This is a genomic window from Roseovarius sp. EC-HK134 (genome assembly GCF_902498815.1).
Lineage (GTDB): Bacteria > Pseudomonadota > Alphaproteobacteria > Rhodobacterales > Rhodobacteraceae > Roseovarius > Roseovarius mucosus_A.
Genome location: NZ_LR701544.1, coordinates 1,347,629 through 1,362,986, shown reverse-complemented (window position 1 = coordinate 1,362,986; position 15,358 = coordinate 1,347,629). Strand labels below are relative to the sequence as shown.

General features: G+C 58.6%; 13 protein-coding genes and 1 pseudogene. 10 read left to right on the top strand and 4 right to left on the bottom strand.

Going from position 1 to position 15,358, the window contains the following annotated elements; genetic code table 11:
* Positions 1-17: 17 nt before the first annotated feature.
* Together GC127_RS10505 and GC127_RS10500 are read right to left on the bottom strand one after the other, a co-directional pair.
* Positions 18-1,120 (bottom strand): IS3 family transposase gene (locus GC127_RS10505; protein ID WP_151977820.1). Its coding sequence is split into 2 segments (ribosomal slippage): positions 18-859 and positions 859-1,120, totalling 1,104 coding nucleotides; the frame shifts between segments, so codons are not numbered across the junction.
* 50 nt (positions 1,121-1,170) lie between these two features.
* Positions 1,171-2,135 (bottom strand): annotated as a pseudogene (locus GC127_RS10500) (IS3 family transposase); the annotation flags it as partial.
* On the opposite strand from GC127_RS10500, the gene GC127_RS22810 reads away from it, so the two are divergent.
* Together GC127_RS22810 and GC127_RS10495 are read left to right on the top strand one after the other, a co-directional pair.
* A complete protein-coding gene (locus GC127_RS22810) occupies positions 2,116-2,370 on the top strand; it encodes a hypothetical protein (RefSeq protein ID WP_199861335.1) in 255 nt (84 codons plus the stop codon). The pseudogene GC127_RS10500 and the gene GC127_RS22810 overlap by 20 nt on opposite strands.
* 258 nt (positions 2,371-2,628) lie before the next feature.
* Entirely contained in the window at positions 2,629-2,958 is a 330-nt protein-coding gene (locus GC127_RS10495) for a hypothetical protein (protein ID WP_151977822.1), read from the top strand.
* A 1,111-nt stretch (positions 2,959-4,069) separates the two neighbouring features.
* On the opposite strand, the gene GC127_RS10490 is transcribed toward GC127_RS10495, so the two are convergent.
* Positions 4,070-4,849: an aspartate dehydrogenase gene (locus GC127_RS10490; RefSeq protein WP_151977824.1), complete on the bottom strand. Its 780-nt coding sequence runs from the start codon at positions 4,847-4,849 to the stop codon at positions 4,070-4,072.
* Positions 4,846-5,316: a hypothetical protein gene (locus GC127_RS10485; protein ID WP_151977826.1), complete on the bottom strand. Its 471-nt coding sequence runs from the start codon at positions 5,314-5,316 to the stop codon at positions 4,846-4,848. The genes GC127_RS10490 and GC127_RS10485 overlap by 4 nt, the downstream gene beginning before the upstream one ends.
* Before the next feature lie 266 nt (positions 5,317-5,582).
* Here GC127_RS10485 and GC127_RS10480 point away from each other — a divergent pair, with 266 nt between their 5' ends.
* The 8 genes from GC127_RS10480 (at position 5,583) to GC127_RS10445 (ending at position 15,356) form a co-directional block, all read left to right on the top strand.
* Positions 5,583-6,035 (top strand): hypothetical protein, encoded by a 453-nt coding sequence (locus tag GC127_RS10480; RefSeq protein WP_151977828.1) that lies wholly within the window; start codon positions 5,583-5,585, stop codon positions 6,033-6,035.
* A gap of 11 nt (positions 6,036-6,046) precedes the next feature.
* Complete coding sequence (locus GC127_RS10475) at positions 6,047-6,619, top strand: hypothetical protein (protein WP_151977830.1); 573 nt, start codon at positions 6,047-6,049, stop codon at positions 6,617-6,619.
* Positions 6,616-7,230 carry an SCO family protein gene (locus GC127_RS10470; RefSeq protein ID WP_151977832.1) on the top strand — a complete coding sequence of 205 codons (615 nt, stop codon included), beginning with the start codon at positions 6,616-6,618 and terminating at the stop codon, positions 7,228-7,230. The genes GC127_RS10475 and GC127_RS10470 overlap by 4 nt, the downstream gene beginning before the upstream one ends.
* A 285-nt stretch (positions 7,231-7,515) precedes the next feature.
* Positions 7,516-8,835 carry a DUF2793 domain-containing protein gene (locus tag GC127_RS10465; protein ID WP_151977834.1) on the top strand — a complete coding sequence of 440 codons (1,320 nt, stop codon included), beginning with the start codon at positions 7,516-7,518 and terminating at the stop codon, positions 8,833-8,835.
* A gap of 11 nt (positions 8,836-8,846) precedes the next feature.
* The gene (locus tag GC127_RS10460; RefSeq protein ID WP_008281360.1) at positions 8,847-9,164 is read left to right on the top strand and encodes a hypothetical protein; all 318 of its coding nucleotides are present in this window, start codon (positions 8,847-8,849) and stop codon (positions 9,162-9,164) included.
* Positions 9,154-9,516 (top strand): hypothetical protein, encoded by a 363-nt coding sequence (locus GC127_RS10455; RefSeq protein ID WP_151977836.1) that lies wholly within the window; start codon positions 9,154-9,156, stop codon positions 9,514-9,516. Before GC127_RS10460 ends, GC127_RS10455 begins: the two co-directional genes overlap by 11 nt.
* 196 nt (positions 9,517-9,712) lie before the next feature.
* Positions 9,713-12,664: a choice-of-anchor L domain-containing protein gene (locus GC127_RS10450; RefSeq protein ID WP_151977838.1), complete on the top strand. Its 2,952-nt coding sequence runs from the start codon at positions 9,713-9,715 to the stop codon at positions 12,662-12,664.
* A gap of 157 nt (positions 12,665-12,821) precedes the next feature.
* Entirely contained in the window at positions 12,822-15,356 is a 2,535-nt protein-coding gene (locus GC127_RS10445; RefSeq protein WP_008281357.1) for a calcium-binding protein, read from the top strand.
* The last annotated feature ends 2 nt before the right edge of the window (positions 15,357-15,358 follow it).

Below are 15,358 nucleotides of genomic sequence, written 5' to 3'. Positions count from 1 at the left end.
GAGTTTTCCGGCTTCGCTCAGGGTGACAGGCTGGTGATGCTCCCTGATTTCGTAAGCATGATCGGGGCTTTGTTGCCAATCGCACTGTGTGGCCGTTCCTCGTTGTAGTATCGACGCCAAGCCTCCAACTTTTCGGCAGCATCTGCAAGCGTCAAGAACCAGTGCGCGTTCAGACATTCCGCCCTGAACTTGCCATTGAAGGCTCCGATGAAGGCGTTGTCCGTCGGCTTTCCTGGCCGTGAGAAGTCGAGCGTGACGCCACGCTGATAGGCCCACAGGTCCATGTCGCGGGAGATGAACTCACTACCCTGATCGACCCGGATCGTCTTGGGGTAGCCCGATCTTCGACATACATGGTCCAGCGTGGCGACAACGTCTTCACCCCGGTAGCTGAACCGAGCGTCGAGCACCGGAACGTAGCGCGAGAACGTGTCCACCACGGTCAGAATCCGAAGCTTCTTGCCCGTTGCGAGCTGGTCATGGACAAAATCCATGGCCCAGACATCGTTTGGACAAACGGCTTCGGTTCGGTCATCACGCAGCTTGGCTTTCACCCGCCGCTTCGGCGTCTTGTTCCTGAGCTGCATTCCCAACTCCCTGTAAATGCGATAGACTTTCTTGATGTTGATGCCCCAGCCCTCGCGGTCCAGGAGCACATGAACCCGGCGATAACCATAACGCACGCGTGTCTCGCAAATCTCCTTGATCCGCTTCTCCACAGCAGCCTGATCGACGCGGCGGGATTTGTAGTGAAACGTCGAACGGTCAAAGCCGATGGCCCCACAGGCCGTTCGGATCGAGACCGCCCAATCACTGCACATCCCGCGAACCAGTTCGCGCAAACGACCAGGCTTCAGATCTTTCGCCGGATGACATCCTGCAGCATCTCTCGATCCAAGGTCAGGTCGGCCACGATCTTCTTCACCCGACTGTTCTCGTCTTCGAGCTGCTTGAGCCGCTTCATCTCGGACGGCAGCAAACCCGCATACTTCTTCTTCCAATTGAAGTAGGTCGCCTGGCTGATGCCAGCCTTGCGGCAGATCTCGGCAACAGGTGTGTCTTCCTCGCCCTGCTTGATGATGAACGCCTTCTGCGCGTCCGAAAACTTCGATGCCTTCATGTGATTCCGCTCCTCTCCCAGCCGGGAAATCGTAGCGGAAAACTCCACCTTCAAATGGTCCAGTTTGCGGGGATCAGATCAGGTCTCTGGTCTATCGGGACGATGCTTTCGGGTGCCGGTGGACGGTATCCCGGAGCACTGTGCGGTCTGACAGTGTTGTAGTGGCGCCGCCATTTCTCGATCAGGATCTGGGCCTCGCGTAGCGAGTAGAAGACCTCGTCGTTCAGAAGCTCGTCTCGGAACCTGGCATTGAAGCTTTCGCAGTAGCCGTTTTCCCAGGGTGATTCTGGTTCGATGAAAGCCGTCTTGGCACCGACTGCTCCGATCCAAGCCCACACCTTTTTGGCGATAAATTCCGCGCCATTGTCGGATCTTATGTATTCCGGCGGACCGCGCAGGATGAACAGGTCGGTCAAGGCGTCGACCACGTCGACGGAATTAAGCTTGCGTTTGACGCGGATCATCAGGGCCTCCTTCGTGAACTCATCGATGATGTTGAGGATGCGAAACAGCCGCCCCTCATGCGTCCGGTCCTGCACGAAATCATAGGGCCAGACATGGTTTGGGCGTTCTGGCCGGAGACGGACACAAGACCCGTCATTCAGCCAGAGCCTTCCTTTCTTGGCCTGTTTCTGTGGGACTTTCAGCCCCTCCCACCGCCAGATCCGCTCTACGCGCTTGTGATTTACATGCCAGCCGCTGTTGTTCAGCATCCCGGTGATCATGCGATATCCGTAGCGCCCGAACTCTCGCGTCAGTTCAATGATGTCCTCGGTCAGCCGTTTTTCGTCCAGAAGCCCGAGGGGCATCTTGCGCTCAGTGGATCGATGCTGTCCCAATGTGCGGCAGGCCCGGCGACGGCAAGCGGGGCTTAGAAGTTTCCCCGGGCGGCCTCGGTCAGGATCATTTTGTCCAGTGTCAGATCCGATACGGCACGCCTAAGCCGCGTGTTCTCGGTCTCCAGCTCCTTCAGCCGTTTGAGCTGATCTCGACTCATGCCTGTTGATTTTCGTCTCGGATTGACCCATATCCGCCGCGTTGGAATGCTGCAGGGTCTGTCGTTGAAGCTCGAGAAGCGGTCGTTCGATCTGATCACCATGCCCGAAAGCGACGAATGGTTCCAAGGGGTCATCAAGCTGCAAGACGCCCGTTTGATCGTCAATGTGTTTTCTTCACCCTACAGTGGGAAAAGCAAAGCTCATTTTTGCCACCTCCGGGTGGTCCGGCGCGACGGTTACGTTGGGGCTTAGGGGTGCGCTGATGGTTCAACAAATCTGTTACTGCTTTTTACATTTTTGCGACCGCGTTGCGGAATTTCGTTACCACGGTGCTTCCATCAGCGGTCGCATGACAGGTCAAATTCAAGACTGCTCAAAGGCTTGGCTTAACCATCCTCCCCGCGACGGAGTGGGGGAACACTACGTTCGCTTATGGGATGTTCAATTTCGAACCCACTGGTCGCAAGCGGTATCTGAACACAAATTTTTAAAACGAGAGAGATTTCTATAATGACATATTTTGAAGCCAATGTTTTCAAACCAGAGAAGGACGACCTATTCACAGACTTGCAAGCGGCATCTGATAACAAATGGCTTGAAAACGATTTCTTTAATAAGAGTATCGCGGCCTATCAGTTGGCCCTGCATTCTAGCATAAAGTATTCAATTGCAGATCTTTATCGGTCAGGCAGCTGGCAAAAATATGAGCAGCAGGCGGCAGCTTTAGCGCGCAAGCATCCCTCCCGCGATCCCTATGCGGCGTATCTATCTCGTGCCGAGCATGACGATTGGAGGGGGCGAACAGTCGTCAAAGCTATCGCTCAGCACTTGTGCGGTTAGCCGCTCAGACGGTGCTCGAACTGGCCCCGTCATTCTGGCGGTATGTCCTCCTTAAGACCACCGACACTGAGGCTCGTAACCAGCTGGTTCGTCAACTTAAGCGGCATCTAGATGAAGAGGTGTGGTATCAGATCAAGACGGTCACTCATTTAATTTCGCGTGCTGAGCTCAAGATGTTCATGGGCGCTTGATCTGATCCCCGCAAACTGGGCCACTAAATGGGGGCAGACCAAGCACCTGAAAATGCGGGTTATTACCGTGTAATTTTTAGTGTTTTGTTTTGGTGCTGATGAATTCTAGGACAGTGATGAAAATCCATATCTTGAGATTGAAACAGTCGGTCACTCACACTCGAACATTGCTCAACGCTACGAAAGATACTCGTTAAGATCGAAAGATAGCCTACTTCACTCGAACGTAACCATTTCGCGCCCTAGCAAACAAGAATGAAACTTGCATTTGTTATGTTTTTTAAACAAAAAATGCTTTCTGAAACCCAAGACTTGCGAATTTTCAATTCTAAGGAAAGTTAAAAATTTGTTAATGCCGCATAGGCTGAAAATCTTTTCTGAGAACCCGATGGGGCGTCCCCCCCTGTCGTTTCGGGTCAATCGCTTTTTCAGTCACCAAAACACGCCTTGATTCAATGGATTAGAAACCCCTCTGAGATGTGCTTTGGTCCGCCAGCTCTCCCAGAACCTGTCAGGCCAGAGCTGTCTCTGCGCCCGCGCCATGCTGAAATTTTGGCTTTACATATAAAAATCAGATACTTAATCAGGTTAGTAAAGAAACTACCTATGATTGTTCAGTGAACTGAAATAATCCACACGTCCGCCCAGGTTGTTTGGCGCATGATCAAGTACCGTTTTGGCATTATGATTTACACGAATTGCTGTCCGGCTGGGTCATATCTATTCGCCCCCCTATCGCGCCAGAGCATCAAGCATGAAAAAGCCATTCTTGGCATAGGATAGCAAGGTGCGGCCAACCGCCCGATACACATCCATGCCCCCCTGCCCCCCAAAGGGTCAAGCTGGGCGACCATTACGCCACACGCCGCAGGCTGATCGCGCTGCAAGCATGGCCGAGTTTTGCACAGCCGCTCACGGCATCAGATCACCAGCGGTCCGGCCCGGTTCTCGATCAACCGCACCAGCGATAGCGCCGTCAACGCTGACGATTTCGGATTGCTGGCAAGGGGCAGGTTATCCAGCACAATCTCCATCCGCCCAAAGTCGCCCTGTGCTGTCACGCGATGGCGGTTGCCCGTGGCATTGGGGTCGGCGATCAGGCGAAGCCGGGTTTGGTCGGGGCCTAACCCCGCCAGCGCAGTGATCAGCGCCACATTGGCATTTTGCGGAAAGCGCCGCGCCGCCTCACGGGCTGTGCCATCGAAAAAGCAGTGCTGCGCGGTCAGGCCAGACAGGTCACACAGGCGCTCCGCCTCAGTCCCGCGCCAGGCAGGGGCAGGTTTGACAATCTCGTGAACCACTGACGCCAGCGGCAACCGCGCCGCCGCCGCCAGCGCGTCAATGCCACCCAGCGCCCCCGGCGGAATCAGCACCTGCCGCCTGTTGCGCCGCGCAACGTCCAAAAGTGCCTCAAGCGTTCCCTCATCAGCAAAGGCCGAGGTTGAAGCAGGCACGAAATCGGCCCCCGCACTCAAGGATGCAAGGCCCCATGGCATCACCGCCGCCCGGCCCGCCGCCTCAACCACCAGATCGGGTCTCAGCGTGGCCAGCGCGGCAGGGTCATCAATCAGCGGTACGCCAATGTCACGTGCAGTATCACGCACAGCAACCCCAACCAGATCGACCGGCGCAGCGCGCGCCTTCAAAAGGCGCGCAACCTCCGATCCAATGGCCCCCCAACCAACCATAACCAGCCTCATCGAATAAACCCCTCGCTCGGTCGATGGCACAGGGGCGCTGTCGCAGTCATCCGGCGCTCATTCTGGCGGATACCGGCAATGTCCAAAACCACCCAATGCAACGTCGCTTGATCCTTCATGTTCAGCCTTTGCTGGCCTTTGGTGCGCCACACGATCAAACCATCCTCGCCGCCATATGTCTTTAGCGAAATGAAGAGAACAAAGAACACCGGCGCGAAGGCCCGCGTTATCGACAAGAGCGCGCCCCGCCTTCCCGCAAAGAAAGCCCTAAAGGGGCAGCCATTTTCACAGAATATCTCGCTCAACGGCATCCTATGCGCAGTTTGCAGCCCTCCACCGGCTAAACCGCCAAATCGAATGTCATGACATATAGACCAACGAAATTTGAAATTCCGCTTCCAAGACAGGCGGTCGATCACATTGCTAAATGAGACTGGCATATGCTTGGGCGGGTCGAATGTTTCCAAGACTGGCACCCCCGATGAAATATTTAACTTTCAATGATATACCCGCCAGCAGCCGCGCGATATGCTGGCGTCCAGAACCACCCGGCTTGACCGCGCTACATCATACACAGCCCCCCGGTTGGCGCGAGATATTCGACGTTTCCGTCGGCGCGGACTGGCTCGCTTGGGTCAATCCTCACCAAACCTGACAGAAACTTTATTTGGCTGTTGCAAGCAATGAGTGGTTAGCTTCGCAGACAAGACTGCGTAGCCTGAGAGGTAGAACCATGCGCAAGCAACTATTTTTGGCGGCAATGATGCTGACTATGCCTCTGGCCGCTCTTGCGGCCGAGGGTGAACGCGTTCAGGTCCGGGGCGAGATCATTGATACCTGGTGCTATTACTCTGGCGTGATGGGCGGCCCGGACGCGGTGACCGGCTCGGCGCATCACACCTGTGCGCTCTGGTGTTCGGCTGGGGGCATCCCTGTGGGCCTGCTGGGCGATGACGGTCAGGTCTACATGGTGCTCAAGATCGCGGGCGACGACGGCTCTGCCGGGGGCGATACGCAGCTGCGCCTTGCCAGCCACGAGATTACGGCGGATGGCCTGCTCTATCATCGCGACGGGCTGAATTATCTGGTGGTAGAGGAAGTGGTCACCGATCACGGGATCACAAAACTCAACCACGAGGATTACGGGGTAGTTCCGCCGTTCGCCATTCCAAAGCCAGCTCAGTGAGGGGACGCACAATGAAACATGTTCTGATGATGCTCGCGTTCACCGGCATGGCACTTCCTGCTGGCGCGCAGGATTTTTCCCAAGGGTCCGAGGCGAAAACATGGAACCTCTATGCCGAGCAACCCGCGCGGTTTGAGGCCAAGGTGGTGGATATTCTGTGCGAACTGACCGGCGATTGCCCGACAGATTGCGGTGGCGGGGTGCGCCAACTGGGTTTGTTGCGCAACGCCGACAACGTTCTGGTCTATCCCAACAAGAACGCGCAGGCTGCGTTCTCAGGGGCGGCGGTTGACATATTGCCATTCTGCGGCAAGCAGGTCGAGGTTGATGGCCTGTTGATCGAGGATCCCGATCTAAAGGCGACGAACATCTATCTGGTGCAAAAGATCCGCGCTCTGGGCGATGCCGAATGGATCGCCGCCAACCGCTGGACGGACGTATGGGCAGAAAACCACCCTGAAGCGGATGGCAAGGGGCCATGGTTCCGCCGTGACCCGCGTGTCAACGCAGAGATTGCCGCACATGGCTACACCGGCATCGGCGTTGAAGAAGAACAGCAATTCATCAAGGAATTGCTTGAATGAAACTCCGAACTCTGCTGCTGGCCGTGGCATGTAGCGGTTTCGCATCTGGCGCATGGGCGCATGGCCCGGAAAAGCACGCAGCGCCGCCCGTCCTTGCGCCATCGGATCCAGTGACGGCACTGCCATGGAAACTGGGCGGCGCGTTCGAGCTTGTCGACCATACCGGCAAAACCCGCACCCAGACTGATCCGGACGGTCGGATGCAGCTTGTATTCTTCGGCTATGCCAATTGCCCCGGCATCTGCAGTGCGGCCCTGCCAATGATGGTGGACGCCGCAGAGCTTGTGAAACAGCGTGGCATTCCAGTCAGCCCGATCATGATCACCATAGACCCGGAGCTGGACACACCCAAAACGATCGGGCCCGCCTTGGCTGAAATCTCGACGGATCTCATTGGCCTGACCGGCAATCCCGAGGCGTTGAGCAAGGCCTATAGTGCGTTTCAGATCACCTTTGAAAAGGTCATGGATCATCCAGAGTATGGGCCCATCTATGCCCATAGCAGCCATATCTTTCTGCTCGACGCGGACGGAAAGGTGTTGACCCTCATTCCGCCGGTTCTGCCAGCAGAGCAGTTCGCAGACATCGTGATGAAATACGCCGGGAGCTGAAGCCTGTTCAAAGGATAAAAGGCCTGCACACTCTCCGGGGCGCTCTTGGGCAAAATCGGTGAGGGGCTCATCTCGACGTTGCCGCTGCCAACGCCGACCTCATTGGTGTGCCGCAGGTGCGCTATTGCCGTCTGATCGGTGCTTGTTGCCGCAATGCAACGGCCGTCCAGCCGGACCTTTTTGAACTTATAATCAGATAGATAGCCCACCATCGCCCCGTTTGTTAATGGGTTGGTAATCCCGTTTCCCGAGTCTCTCGTCTGCGCAACCGTTCTGGAGAGACCGATGTCGGATGTATCAGCCCGCCTAGACCTGCCATTTATCGCCCCGTCACAGGCGCAAAAGCATGTGACCTATAATGAGGCTGTGCAGCGGCTGGATCTTCTGGTCCAGATGGCGCTGGACGGGTTCGACGCCACCGAACCACCCGCCGCCCCCGAGACCGGCGCGCGCTATGCCCTTGGCCAAGGGGCGATGGGGGCCTGGGCCGGGCAGGATGGCCAAATCGCCGTCTTTCTCGGCGAAGCCTGGGGCTTTGTTGCGCCGCAAGAAGGCTGGATTGCGACCGCGCGCGGAACTGCTGATCTGCGCCTCTATCGGGATGGCACGTGGCGCAGCATCCCAGAGCGGGTTGAGAGGCTTGGCATCGCCACCGATGCCGATGCGCTCAACCGCCTGAGCGTGGCGGCAGAGGCGACCTTGCTCACCCATGCAGGCGCGGGGCATCAACTCAAGATCAACAAGGCCGAAGCGGGTGCCACCGCAAGCCTCTTGTTTCAGACCGGCTTTGCCGGGCGTGCGGAAATGGGCATCGCCGGGCAGGATGACTTTACCATCAAAGTCAGCGCCGATGGTGCCACCTGGACCGAGGCGCTTCGCGTCAATGCCCAGACCGGGCATCTTGGCGGTGCCGGTGTGCAATCAAATCCAACCGATGCCACAGCCGGCCGGGTGCTCTTGACCGGGGCGGGGGGATTGCTGGCATCCATTCCACCTTCGGTCACGGATCTCAATGATGCAGCACTTGCCGGCTTTTACAACTATGCGGGTGCAGCTGCCAACAAGCCGTTCTCGCAGGGTGGGGCGGTTTTGGTTATCTCCACCAATGCATCACGGACGCTTCAGCTCGCCTACGAGCATAGCAGCGGGCGCACTGCGATCCGATATGTGTCAGACGCCCCACCAGCAAGCGGGTCATGGCACCAGTGGAGAGAAATCTACCATCAAAACTCGGTTTTGGGGGCCGTGAGCCAATCCGATGGCGTGCCCACGGGGGCGGTCATCGAGCGGGGCAGCAATGCCAACGGCGAATATGTCCGCTTTGCGGACGGCACACAGATTTGCACACGTCAGATTACCCTCGGCGCTCCGAACGTCGCGGATGGCGCGGGCTTTTCCGGCGCCACATCGACAAACTGGACCTATCCCGCCGGGTTCGCACCCGGCATCACCCCAGCCATCGGCGGCGCATGCACGAACGTCGGAAAAGTCTGGGTGTCGTCCTTTGTCGCAAGTAACACTGCGGCATCGCTCATTGCCGAGAGATTTACACCTGTCGCCACCGCGCCGGTATCTAACGTTTTTACCATTGGCCGCTGGTTCTAAAGGAGACACGCATGCAGATCACCCTATCCCCCACCCGCCGCGACACGCCCCTTATGCTAAGCCGCGCTGGCGACACCCTCACGCTCAATGGCGAGGTGTTCGATTTCTCGCCACTGCCCGAGGGCGCAACCCTGCCCCCCGAGGCCATCGCAAGCGACTGGTTCGCAGGCCCGGTCGAGCGTGTGGGCGGCACGCTGCGCCTCACGCTCGTGCTGCCGCACGGGGCCAACGCGCCGCAAGAAACGCTCTTTCCCGCGCCCCTCACCCTTACGGGCAACGGCCCCGTGGCCCTGCCGCCCTACGAGTTGGAGACCCCCGATGCAGATTGATTTCGCCCAAGCCGTCACCGCCGAGGCCAAGGCCCAAGCCGCCGCTTTGGCGCGCGCCACCGCGATCAAGACCGACTGCCGCACGCGCATCCTTGCCGTCGGCTCCGAGGCCACGCAGATGAACATCGCCCAAGCCGGGATCGTGTTCACCGCCGCCGTGCTGGACGGTGCACCGCGTACCGTTGCCCTTGCCGCCTCTGGCTTGCGTGACGGCGATCTGACGCTGGCGCAGGGCTGGAAAGCATGGGTCGCGGCGATGCAGACCGAATGCCGCCGCGCGATTGAAAGCGGCGAAGGCCCGGTCTGGCCTGACCTGCCCAAAGGCGTCGCAGACCTCGCCGCAAGGTTCTGAGCCACCCACCAAGATGGCTATTGAACACCGGCCTGTTGCTGCGCGCCCCCTCTCGCGGCAACAAACCCGGCGTATAACATTGAAAATCACGTCTTCCCGTCTAAACTCTGGCTGTGGGAATCGGTTCACGTTTTTGTGATGTCCATCCGAAGGCCCACTTTTTAATCTTTATTTCCATAGTCTTGGGGGCTTAGACATGGCAACGCTTTTCACCTTAACGGGGTTTCAGTTCATTACGGCCGGGGACAGTATCGTTGGCCTTCAACCAGCGACACTTGAGTTGCTGGGAAGTGATGATCTGCAATTCACCTATACGTCGACCACCGTTGATCCAACAGAGCCTGAGGGCGATCTTGTTGTGACACAAGGCGACCTCTTCGAGACGCGCTTAGAGGATCTTGATCCCGACTTTTTCGAGAGCCAGTTCGAGACGATTATGGCCGAGGTCTCCTTTGATGGCGCGATGGCGCAGTTCATCGGCTTCACCAATGACCTGTCCGGCGAAACCTTCCTGTTCCAACTGGACAGCGTGCCGCTCTTTGCAGGCCCCGTTCCCACCGAGACGGAACTTGCGGCGGTCGTGGCGGCTGCCGGGTTTGCTGATATTCCACCCGGCGGCCCCTTCTCTCCCGGTGTTGCCTTCTCGCCCAATACGATTTCCGGCGTTGCAACCGCCGAGGTCGAGCTGTTTCCGGCCACCAATGGCAACGATACGCTGATCGGCTTTGGCACGGATGATGCGATTTCGGGCCTCGATGGCGACGATTTCATCAACGGGCAAGAGGGGCAGGACACCCTGCTTGGCGATGGCGGCAACGACAGCCTGTTTGGCAATGACGGCAATGATCTTCTGAATGGTGGGCTAGGGGCTGATATCCTCGACGGCGGCTTTGGGCTGGATGTGATCCAAGGGTCAGCGGCCGAACTTGACGGCGATAGCGTGACGCTCGCCTTTGGGGACGAGATTCGCATCACCGGGCTTACAAGCAGCTCCATCGTCAGCATCAGCGCAGATAGCCTGACTGTGTCGATTGATATCGATGGCGACGGCACAGAAGACGCGGCCTTCTCTGTATCGCCCTTCGAATTCGGCGCGACCCTCGTGCAATCGGTTGAAGAGGGCACGACCACTCTGCGCTTCTCCGACGCACCCACCGCAGGCATTGGCCTGCCCATCATCGGGCCGTCGGGGTTCGATCAGATCGCAGACGTTCTGGTCTCTGACCCCAATCTGACCCTGACCAATGTCGCGTTCACCGGCGCAATCGAGGGCATCGCGCTCTTGCCCGATGGCTTTGCCATCAACCGGCTCGAGGATCTGGACGGCGATTTTCAGTTCGAGACGGTAACTCCCGTGGTCAACCTCGAGCGCGGCGTGTTCCTGACAACCGGCAGCGGCCCGGGCTCCGGCAATACCTCCGCCTCCTTTTCCGAGGTCCTCGATGAACCCGGCGATGCCGATCTCGACGAGGCGGCGCGCGATGCCTTCTCTGGGGCAGGGCGAACCAATGACGCCTCCGTCATCACATTCACCTTTGACGCGACAGACATCGGCGATGCCCCGGCAGTCTCGTTCGACCTCTTCTTTGGCTCGGATGAATTCCCGGAATTCGTCAACAGCCAGTTTGTCGATATCGCAGCCGTTTTCGTGAACGGGCAGAATTTTGCGCTCTTCAACAATGACCCCGGTCAGCCCCTCTCGATCGTCGGAGAGAGCATCAATACACCGGGCAACTTCTTTAACAACAACGGCGTCAACGACCCCACAAACCTCTTTACCGGGCAGTTCGACACTGAATATGACGGATTTTCGCGGCTGATCACCGTGATTGCCCCCGTTCAAGCGGGGCTGAACGAGATCAAGATCGGGATCGCCGATACCGGCGACTTCGTCTTTGATTCCGGCCTTTTCATTGGCAACATGCAGGCCTCCAACTTCAACTCCAGTGGCAGCTTTGTGAATGTCCCCGGCTCGACAGGGTCGGATCAGATCAACGCGACCGGCGCGCCAGAACTCATCATGCTTGGCGGTGGCGAAGACACGGTCAGCGGCACAGCCCAACAGCTTGACGGCGACATCATCGACGACTGGCAGGATGACGACCTTCTGGAAATCCTCGGAAGCGTGTTCGGACTCGATGACATCGTCGTGACCCTTGGCTCCGCCATTCTGGACGTCGACACCGATGGCGACGGGGTGGCCGATACGACCATCACGCTCGAGGGCGATTTCAGCAATGCCACCTTCAATGTCGAGAACTCGGGCGGCAATACCACGATCAGCAGCACCGGGGCACAACCCGAGTTCAACATCGTGAACGGCACCGCCGGGTCCGAGTTCCTGCCGGGAACGCTGGATAATGACAGCATCACGGGCGGCGACGGCAATGACTCGATTCCCGCCTCCGATGGCAATGACATCGTGTTTGGCGGCCTTGGCAACGACAACATCGGCGGTGGCCTTGGCAATGACACCATTGATGGCGGTGAGGGCGATGACATCATCGGGGCCGGGTTCGGAGACGACTCCGTGACCGGCGGCGCAGGCAATGACGTGGTCGCAGGCGGCGCGGGCGACGACACGCTCGAAGGCGGCGATGGCAACGACAGCATGTCGGGCAGCTTTGGCAATGACCTGATTGACGGCGGCGAGGGCGCGGATGACATCGGCGGCGGCACCGGGCGCGACACGATTGACGCGGGCGCAGGAAATGACAGCGTCGGCGGAGGCGAGGGCGACGACAGCATCCTTGGCGGCGAGGGCAATGACTTCCTCGCGGGCGGCGGGCGTAACGATACCATCGACGGCGGCGCAGGCAATGACACGATCAACGCGGGTGCTGGCAACGATGTGATCACCGGCGGAACGGGGGCTGATCAATTCGTCTTCAGCGCCTTCTTCGACGGTGAGGCGGATGTCATCACCGATTTCGAGGACGGTTTGGACAGCTTCTTCATCCGCCGTTTCGATCCCGATACTGGCGTTGAAAACATCAACAACGGCGGCAACGGTCTGGCGGGTTTCGTCACGGCGATGAATATCGTCGACGTGACGGGCGGCGCGCAGATGACGGTGAATGGCAACACGATCCTCGTCGAAGGGGTCACCGCCGCGCAACTCACGGTTGACGATTTCACGTTCCTTTAAGCAGTCATCAAATCAACGAGAGGGGCGCCATCGGCGCCCCTCACTCATTCAACCCTAGGGTGCAATATTGGAAACATTGGGAAAAACGTTGGATACACGGGTTCGTGATTGCTACAGTCCCCGGAGCATTTTGGAACTAGCCTAAGAAGGAAACACAATGAATTTGTTTACAACCAGCGGCATCGCCGTACGCAGAGATGGCTCGCCCGCCGACAACGTCATTGAAGTCCGGGCCATAGAACTTGAGCTGTCCATCACCGGCGATGTTTTCAACTACCGCAGTCTGGGGGTATCCGACCCCGAAGAGATTTTGCCGCTGATCGAATTGAACAACGAAGACGATGTGACGATCGCACGGATCGACGGTATTGATCTTACGGGGCCTGCTGCGGATACCGTCGATCTTTCTTTGGGCTTTATCACCACGCCGCAGGGCACAGCGATCATCATCGCCTTCTTCGATAACTCCTCAAATACGGATTATGTTTTCCGGATTGGCGGCGATGACACGGTGATTTTGCCAACGTCGGTCGCCGGCTTCAATGCGCTCGACGCCTCGATCACGAATGGCGGGCAGGTTACGTTTGGGCCCTTTGCCCCAAACCAGAACATCCAGCTCACCAGTTTTGAAAACACCACCAGCGAACTCTTGCCCGATGGCGAGCTGTTCACCGGCACCAATGGCAACGACACCCTTCTTGGCGGCACCGGCAACGATACGCTGAACGGGTTGGACGGCGATGATGTGCTCGACGGCGCAGGGGGCAATGACACGCTGGACGGCGGCGCAGGCAATGACCAACTCATCGGCGGTGCAGGCTCTGACCTGATCCGCACGGGCGAGAACAACCCCGACTTCGGCGACTTTGTCGTGGGCGGCAGCGGCAATGACACGGTCGACTTCGGTGGTCTGGTTGATGGTTTTGCCGAGGTCAGCTACGGCAATCTTGCATCTGCGATCACCGCAACCATCGACGGGGCAGCCAATACCGGCACCGTTGATAAGGGCGCACAGGGCTTCGACACCCTGCTTGACGTCGAAAACCCGATGCTCTCCGGCTTCGCCAATGGCGGGCTGCGTATCCGGGGCACCTCTGGCGATGACGTGTTCAACTTCAACACCGCATCCAACCAATGGATCAGCGCCCGTGGCTTTGGCGGAAGCGACACCTACAACCTGACCGGCGCAGGCCTTGTCCAGCTCGATTTCCGGGGAACGGCGGTCACGGCCGATCTCGTGGCTGGATCGATCACCCAAGGCGGCAACACCAGCACCGTCAACGGCACCGTGTTCGAGCTTCGGACGGGCAACGAGGCCGACTCGGTCACCGGCGGCACGGCAGATGAATCCTTCCGCGTCGGCGGCGGCAATGACACTGTCGATGGCGGCGCCGGGTTTGACCGGCTGCGCTATGACGATTTTGGCGTGACGGCGGTCAACGCCAACCTCGCCACCGGCATCGTGACGGGCACAGCCAATGGTGTGGCCTTTACCGATACGATCTCCAATATCGAATGGCTGCGTGGCAGCACTGGCAACGATATCCTCATCGGTGACGCCACGGCCAACCGGCTTCAAGGGCGGGACGGCGATGACCGTCTTGTGGGCGGTCTCGGGGATGACACGATCGACGGCGAGGGCGGCACAGACACCGCCGTGCTCGCCGTGGCCCGCGCCGATACGCAGGTCTCCGTGATCAACGGCGGCATCCGGATCATCTCAAGCGAGGGCACGGATTTCTTCACCTCGGTCGAATTCTTCCAATTCGACGATACCCTCATCAGCGCGGCTGATCTGATCAACGGGACGGGGATCACCGGCGAGGTGATCGTGGGCACCGATGGTGACGACTCGCTGATTGGTACGGTCAATGATGACACGCTCGCGGGTGGCGACGGGAATGACAACATCGACTCGGGCGGGGGCGGCAACAACAACATTTCCGGCTCGGATGGCAATGACACGCTCTTTGGCGGGCCGGGGGATGACAGCATCGGTGGCGGCCTTGGCGATGACACCATCTTTGGCAACGGCGGCAACGATGTGCTGGGCGCAGGCTTTGGCAATGATTTCGTGTCCGGTGGCAACGGCAATGACGTGGTCGCAGGCGGCGCTGGCGATGACACGCTCGAAGGCGGCGACGGCAACGACAGCATGTCGGGCAGCTTTGGCAACGATCTGATCTTTGGCAATGGCGGCGCGGATGATATCGGCGGCGGCACCGGGCGCGATACGATTGATGCCGGTGCAGGCAATGATAGCGTTGGCGGCGGTGAAGGCGACGACAGCATCTCGGGCGGTGACGGCAACGACTTCCTCGCTGGTGGCGGCCGAAACGATATAATCGACGGCGGCGCAGGCAATGACACGATCAATGCGGGCGCTGGAAATGACACGATCACCGGCGGAACCGGCGCAGATCAATTCGTCTTCTCGTCCTTCTTCGACGGCGAGGCGGATGTGATCACCGATTTCGAAGATGGGTTGGACAGTTTCTTCATCCGCCGCGTGGACCCGGATACCGGCGAGACCAATATCACCAATGGCGGCAATGGTCTGGCGGGGTTCGTCGCGGCGATGAACATCGTCGATGTCGAGGGCGGCGCGCAAATGACGGTGAATGGCAACACAATCCTCGTCGAAGGCATCACAGCCGCGCAACTCACAGTGGACGATTTCACGTTCCTCTGATC